This is a genomic window from Thermodesulfobacteriota bacterium (assembly GCA_040756475.1).
GTDB lineage: Bacteria > Desulfobacterota > Deferrisomatia > Deferrisomatales > JACRMM01 > JBFLZB01.
In genome coordinates this window covers 1-6,629 of record JBFLZB010000231.1, presented here as the reverse complement: position 1 = coordinate 6,629, position 6,629 = coordinate 1, and the positions used below count along the sequence as shown (strand labels likewise).

Here is a 6,629-nt window from a genome sequence, read left to right as displayed (position 1 = left end):
AACCCGGGAGGTGATCGAGGAGCTCGGGGGCCAGGGGCTTTGGGGCGCCCCCGTCGTCACCGAGGTGGCGCCCCTCGAGGCCTTCTACCCGGCCGAGGCGTATCACCAGGACTACTTCCGCAAGAACCCGGGCCAGGGCTACTGCCGGGTGGTCATCGCCCCCAAGCTTGCGAAGTTCCGGCAGCGGTTTGCGGGCCGGCGCAAGGCCGGAAACTGACTGCGATCCGCCGCGCTATTTCAGGAAGCTCTTGAGCTTGCGGCTGCGCATGGGGTGGCGCAGCTTGTGGAGGGCCTTGGCCTCGATCTGGCGGATGCGCTCGCGGGTGACGGCGAAGTCGCGGCCCACCTCTTCCAGGGTGTGGTCGCTCTTTTCTCCGATGCCGAAGCGCATGCGCAGCACCTTTTCCTCCCGGGGGGTGAGGCTGGAGAGCACGTCGCGGGTCTTTTCGGCGAGGTTGGCGAGCACGGCGGCCTCGTCGGGGGGCACGGCCTTGCGGTCTTCGATGAAATCTCCCAGGTGGCTGTCTTCCTCGTCGCCGATGGGGGTCTCCAGGCTGATGGGCTCCTTGGCGATCTTGAGCACTTTGCGCACCTTGGAGACGCTCATCTCCATGCGCTCGGCGATTTCCTCGGGCTTGGGCTCCCGGCCCAGCTCCTGCACCAGGTAGCGGCTGGTGCGCACCAGCTTGTTGATGGTCTCCACCATGTGCACCGGCACCCGGATCGTGCGGGCCTGGTCGGCGATGGCCCGGGTGATGGCCTGGCGGATCCACCAGGTGGCATAGGTGGAGAACTTGTAGCCGCGCTGGTACTCGAACTTGTCCACGGCCTTCATGAGGCCGATGTTGCCCTCCTGGATGAGGTCGAGGAACTGGAGGCCCCGGTTGGTGTACTTCTTGGCGATGCTCACCACCAGGCGCAGGTTGGCCTCGATGAGCTCGGCCTTGGCCATCTTGGCCCGCAGCTGGCCGGAGCGGATGGCCTTGACCTTCTCCAGGAGGGCGTCCTTGGACAGGCCCGTGAGCTTCTCCACCGACTCGATGACCTCGAGCTGGCGGCTCGCGTCCTTGCGCAGACGCTTGATCTGGTCCGGCCGGCGGTTGAGCTCGAGGCACACCGAGCGCAGCTCCTTGCCCTGGCACAGTTTCAGGAAGGCGGCCGCCTTCATGCCCATCTCGGCCTCGAGGCTCCGCAGGGCCTCTTCGGCGCGGCGCACGTCGTCGGCCAGGCGGAAGTAGCGCTCGACGATCTCGTCGACCACCGCATCCTTGAGGTTGAGGGACCGGAAGAAGCGCACCATCTCGCGCTGCACCCCCCGGATCTCTTCCTCGATGGGGCCGGCCTTGCGCATTCCGATGAGACGAATCTTGAGCTCGGTGCGCCGGTGGTCCAGGGCCTGGAGCTCCGCGATGGTGCTCAGGACCCGCTCGAGCTGGTTGCCGGCGCCCTTGGGGAGGGCGGCCGCCGGCAGCTCTTCTTCCTCTTCCTCCTCCTCTTCTTCGCCGCCCTCGCCTCCCTCGCCGCCGTCTCCCTCCCCTTCGGGGGAGTCCACCACCGCCCGCAGGTTCAGGTCGCTGGCCTCGAGCTTTCGGCCCAACGCCACGATCTCTTCCACCGCCAGGGAGCCGCTGAAGGCCGCGTCGAAGGCCTCGTCGAGGCCGGCCTCGATGCGCTTGGCGATCTCGACCTCGCCTTCCCGGGTCAGGAGCGACACCGAGCCCATTTCGCGCAGGTACATGCGCACCGGGTCGTTGGTGCGCTCGAAGAGCTCTTCGTAGTCGGCCCGGTCGTCCTCCTCGCCCTCCTCTTCCTTTTCGGCGGCCTCTCCCTCGGCGGCTTCCCCCTCGGCCTCGTCCCGGTCCAGGGCGTCGTGCACCATGCTGGCGTCGTCCACGACCGCGATGTCGAGGTCGCGCAGCGTCATGATGAGCTCGTCGATGATCTCCGGGTCTACCACCTCTTCCGGGAGCGCGTCGTTGATCTCGCGGTAGGTGAGAAATCCTCGGTCCTTGCCGTCCTCGATGAGCTCATCGAAGTCTTCCATGCGGATACCGTTGGGCATCTACTCCGTCTCCTTACGCTGGCAAAACGCGACTGCGTCAACCTACCACGGAAATCGTTGATTTGAAGGGGTCAACCGTGCCCCGAGCTGGCCCGCCTGCTCTGGGCGATGGTGTGGTCGAGCCCGGTCTTCTCCCGCTGGAGGGCCAGCACCCGCGCCGGGTCGCCGGCCCGCTCTGCCCGGGCGATCTCCCGCACCAGGGCCGCGGTGCGCCCCTCCAGGTGCCGCACCCGGAGGGCGGCCTCCAGGTCTTCGTACACCGCGCGAGGCAGGCGGTCCCCCACCAGGAGGCGGGTGAGCACCTGGCGCACGTTGTCGGGCGCCGCGTCCACGGGCAGGAGGGCCGCCTCTTCCGTGCGGGACGCCACGAAGCGGGCAGCCTCCCGCAGGGGGCCGGGCCGCATCCAGGCTTCCACGCCCCGGGTCTGGAACGCCGGGCGGTGGTCCGGCCGGTCCAGGAGGCTCACCACCAGGTCGCGCTCCACCGGGTCCTCCGGGGCGGCCGGCGGACCGGAGGGCGCTCCTGCCTGGCCCCGTCCCCTTGCGCTCCGGGAGAGGGCAGGCGGCAGGAGCCCCCGCAGCTGGGCTTCGGTCACGTCCAGCACCTCCGCGGCCCGGCGCACGTAGAGGTCCCGGGCCAGGGGGTCGGTCACGGCGGCGAGCCGGGGCGCCAGGTCTGCCGCCGCCGCAAGCTGCCCCTCCACCGAGGCCAGGTCGAAGCGTCCCGCGGTCTCCTCCAGGTAGAGCTCCAGGAGGGGCCGGGCCTCGGCGGCGAGCGCCCCCAGGTCGCCCCCGCCCCGCACGAAGCTGTCCGGGTCCTCCTTGGGCGGCAGGAGGATGCCCCGGCACGGGTAGCCTTCGGCCAGAAAGAGGTCGAGGCTGCGAAAGGCGGCCCGCCGGCCCGCCTCGTCGCCGTCGTACACCAGCACCACCTCGTCCGCCCTGCGCCGCAGGGCCCGGATGTGGTCGGCCGTGAGCGCCGTGCCCAGGGTGGCCAGGGCGGTGGGGAGCCCCCGGGCGTGCAGGCTGATCACGTCCAGGTACCCCTCGACCAGGAGCGCCCGCCGCTCCCGGCGCAGGGCCTCCGCCCCCTGGAACACCCCGTAGAGGACTTCGCCCTTGCGGAAGACGGGGCTCTCGGGGCCGTTGAGGTACTTGGGCTCCCCTTCCCCGAGGACCCGGCCCCCGAAGCTCACCACGCGGCCCTGGGCGTCCTGGATCGGGAAGACGAGCCGGTCCCGGAGGCGGTCGTAGTAGCCCCCGCTCTGCCGGGGGGCGACGAGGCCTGCCAGGGCCGCCCGGGCCAGGTCGACCCCCTTCCCCGCCAGAAACCGGGCCAGGTTGTCCCAGCCCGCCGGGGCGCAGCCCAGGCCGAAGGCCTCGGCCACCTCCGGGGCCACGCCGCGCCGCGCCAGGTACTCCCGGGCAGGCCCCCCCGCCCGCCCTTCCGTGAGCTGGTGGCGATAGTAGCGCCGGGCCAGGGCCAGGACCTCCAGGAGGGCGTCGCGCTCGGCTCGCTCCCGGCGCTCGCCGGGGTCTTCCGGGCCGGTGGAGAGGGAGACCCCCGCCTGCTCGGCCAGGGCCCGGACCACTTCCACGAAGGATCTCCCCTCGACCTCCATCAGAAACCGGAACACCGAACCCCCCGCACCGCACCCGAAGCAGTGGTAGGTGCCCCGCTCGTCGTTCACGACGAACGAGGGGGTCTTCTCGCTGTGGAAGGGGCACAGGCCCTTCCAGGTCCTCCCCGCCTTCTTGAGGGCCACGTGCCGCCCCACGGCGTCGACGATCGACACCCGCGAGCGGATGGTCTCCAGCACGTCGTCGGGGATGCGCATGGCTTGCCTTCCCCCTACCGCAGCGCCACCCATGTGGCGGCGTCGCCCTCGGGGCGCACCTCCTGCACGGCCGCCTCCTCGGCCAGGCGCTCGCGGATCGCCCGCCGCAGGGCCCCCGTGCCCCTGCCGTGCACCACCCGAAACCCCTCCGCCCCGGCCACCAGTGCCCGGTTGAGGCCCCGATCCACCCGGACCAGGGCTTCGGCCACGGTGCATCCCAACACCATTACATCGGCAGCTCCGGCCTCGGCCTCGACCCGGACCCGGCCCCGGGCCTGGCCCTGATGTGTCGCCCGCCGCTCCCCCTGCCCCGCCGCGGGAGCGCGGTGCAGGTCCTCGGGGGCCACGGTGACGCGCACCGGGCCGATCCGCACCACCACCTTGCGGCCGTCCGCCTCCAGGGCTTCGATCTCTCCGTCCTTCCCCAGGGACGCGACGCGCACCCGCAGGCCCGGCGCCAGCGCCTGGGGGGGCAGGGGCTCGAAGGCCGGGGCCGGGGGCGGGAAGACGGCCTCCAACTCGGCCTCGGCCCGGGCGACGGCCCCCTCGGCCTCCTGCTGGGTGGTCTCCCGCTGGGCGAAGCGCCCAATGGCGTCCCCCAGGGCCCGCCGGGCTTCCTCCACGGCCGCCCGCGCCTGGGCGCGGCCCTCGGCCCGGGCGGCGTCGCGCTCTTCTCGAGCCTTGGCCAGGAGCGCCTCCTGGGCCGCCACGCGCCCTTCCCACTCCCGGCGCAGGGCCTCGGCTGCCTCCGCCTCCTGACGGGCCCGGTCGCGAGCCGCCTCCAGGTCGCGCAGCCACCCCGCCCCCGAGTCGGCCCCCCCGGCGGCGTAGCGGCGGGCGCGGGCGATGAGCGCCGGGGGAAGGCCCAGCCCCTCGGCCACCTCCAGGGCGTTGGAGGAGCCCGATTGGCCGTAGAGCAGCCGGTAGAGGGGGCGGCCCGTCTCGGGGTCGAAGGCCACCGCCGCGTTGCAGGCGCCGGGCCGGGCGTAGGCAAAGGCCTTGAGGCCCGCCAGGTGGGTGGTGGCCAGGACGCGGACCCCCCGGTCCAGGAGCTCTTCGAGCACCGCCGCGGCGAGCCCGGTGCCCTCGCCCGGGTCGGTGCCGGTGCCGAGCTCGTCGAGCAGCACCAGGGACCCCGCCTCGGCCCGCTCCAGGATGTCGCGCACGTTGACCATGTGGGCGGAAAAAGTGCTGAGGTGCCGGTCCAGGTCCTGCTCGTCGCCGATGTCGGCGTACACGCCCCGAAACCAGCCGACCCGACTCCCCTCGGCGGCCGGGACGAAGAGCCCCGCGTAGGCCATGGCGGCAAGCAGCCCCGCGGTCTTCAAGGCCACGGTCTTGCCGCCGGCGTTGGCGCCGGAGACGAGGAGCAGCGCCTGGTCCTCCCGAACGCAAAGGTCCACGGGGATCACGCCCCCCTGGGCGTCCAGGAGGGGGTGTCGGGCTTCCCGGAGGTCCAGGACCGGGTCCCCGGCCAGCACGGGCCGCACGGCCCGCTGGCGGCGGGCCAGGACCAGCCGGGCCCCCAGGGCGTCCAGGTGGGCGAGCACCGCCAGGTCCGCGCGAAGCGCAGGGGCGGCCCGGCCCACCGCCCCGGTGAGCTCCACCAGGATGCGCCGGATCTCGGCTTCCTCTTCTTCCCGGAGCACCCCGGCCTCGTTGTTGAGCTCTACCGTCTCCAGGGGCTCCACGAAGAAGGTGGAGCCCGTGCGGGAACGGTCGTGGACGATGCCCTGGAGGTATCCGCGAAAGTCGGTGCGCAGGGGGACCACGTAGCGCCCTGCGCGCAGGGTGATGAACTCGTCCTGTACCGCGGGCTCGAAATCGGCGCTGCGCAGCACGCCCTCGAGCACCCGCAGCACGCGCTCGCGCACCGCCCGCTGCCGTGCCCGCAGGGATTGCAGGGCGGGGCTCGCGCTGTCGAGGATCTCTCCCCGGGGCCCGAAGGTGCGCTCGAACCGGTCGGTCAGGTCGTAGAGCGGGCGCATGCGCCCGGCGTACCGCCCCAGAGCGGAGCCCTCGGCGGCGGCGTCCTCCAGGTACTCCAGGAGGCGGTGGCACGCCGCCAGGGTGTCGCGCACCGCGAAGAGGTCCTCCAGGGCGAGGCACGCGCCCTCGGCCCGGGCCGCATCCAGGAGGCCCTCCACCCGGTGGCCCCCCCCCGTGGGGGGCAGGCCCACCAGGGGCTCCAGGGCCGAGAGGGCTTCGAGCTCGCCCAGGGCCGCGGCCGCCGCCTCCCGGCTCGAAAGCGGCACCAGCGCGCGGCACAGGTCTTCCCCCTGGGGCGCGCGGGCGCCCTCGGCCAGGAGGCTTCGGATCCGCGGGAAGTCGAGTACCTGGAGGGTGTGTGGGTCCATGCTCCCTGGTGCGTCTCGGGTCCGTGCGCGGCCCGGCTTGGTTGGGATCATGCCCCGAGCTGGGAGGCCCAGGCGAGGACCCGCTGGAAGGCTTCCTGCAGGGGCTTGGCGAGCTGCGAGGCAGCGAGCCACTCGCCGCCCCAGCCCGAACGGGCCGCGAGCCCCAGTCCGGCCCCCGCCAGCAGGCACGCCGCCGTGGCGCCGAACACCGCCCCGGCGGCCCGGTCGAGCCCGCCCAGGAAGATGGCCCGGCCGAGCCGATACAGGGCGTATCCGAGCCCCTGGAGGACGGCGTAGGGCACCAGGAAGAGCAGGGCGTGGGCGATGCCCCGGGCCAGACCGGCCGCCAGCCCCCAGCGGGGGGGGGGCGCG

The 6,629-nt window shown here is 72.9% G+C and carries 5 protein-coding genes; 1 reads left to right on the top strand and 4 read right to left on the bottom strand.

Annotated features, from left to right (window positions below):
- A partial coding sequence (locus tag AB1578_21130) for a peptide-methionine (S)-S-oxide reductase (GenBank protein MEW6490400.1) occupies positions 1–217 on the top strand: 217 nt, incomplete at its 5' end.
- Positions 218–232: 15 nt separating this feature from the next.
- Here the strand turns inward: AB1578_21130 and rpoD are convergent.
- From rpoD to AB1578_21110, 4 genes are all read right to left on the bottom strand, one after another.
- On the bottom strand, positions 233–2,062 hold the full coding sequence (gene rpoD / locus AB1578_21125; GenBank protein MEW6490399.1) for an RNA polymerase sigma factor RpoD: 1,830 nt from the start codon (positions 2,060–2,062) through the stop codon (positions 233–235).
- Between the two features lie 71 nt (positions 2,063–2,133).
- Complete coding sequence (gene dnaG, locus AB1578_21120; protein ID MEW6490398.1) at positions 2,134–3,900, bottom strand: DNA primase; 1,767 nt, start codon at positions 3,898–3,900, stop codon at positions 2,134–2,136.
- 14 nt (positions 3,901–3,914) lie between these two features.
- A complete protein-coding gene (locus AB1578_21115; protein ID MEW6490397.1) occupies positions 3,915–6,257 on the bottom strand; it encodes a Smr/MutS family protein in 2,343 nt (780 codons plus the stop codon).
- Positions 6,258–6,304: 47 nt separating this feature from the next.
- Positions 6,305–6,629: CvpA family protein (locus tag AB1578_21110; GenBank protein ID MEW6490396.1), on the bottom strand; the 325-nt coding region annotated here is incomplete at its 5' end.